The organism is Lacinutrix chionoecetis (genome assembly GCF_053604665.1).
On sequence record NZ_JBSHNQ010000004.1, the window covers coordinates 1 to 281 of the forward strand.

At 47.3% G+C, this 281-nt stretch carries 1 protein-coding gene; it reads left to right on the forward strand.

What is annotated here, in order from left to right:
- A partial coding sequence (locus ACVC43_RS00020; protein ID WP_452222523.1) for a hypothetical protein occupies positions 1–281 on the forward strand: 281 nt, incomplete at both ends.

Sequence of the window (281 nt, forward strand, 5' to 3'; positions counted from 1 at the left end):
GATGGCAACACATCAAACGAAGCAACAATCACGTTAGACTTTGATGCACAGCCACCAGTAACCCAAGACGATGATATTACAGGCTTACCAACGAACACACCAGCGGTAGTCGATCCATTTGCAGACAATGGCAATGGTATCGATCAAGATCCAGATGGAACGATAGATGCAAGTACAGTAAACATTGTAACAGCAGGCGCAACCGATACGGATGGCGATGGCGATAACGATGAGTTAGTGGTACCAGGCGAAGGCACCTGGACTGTAGATGATACTACAGG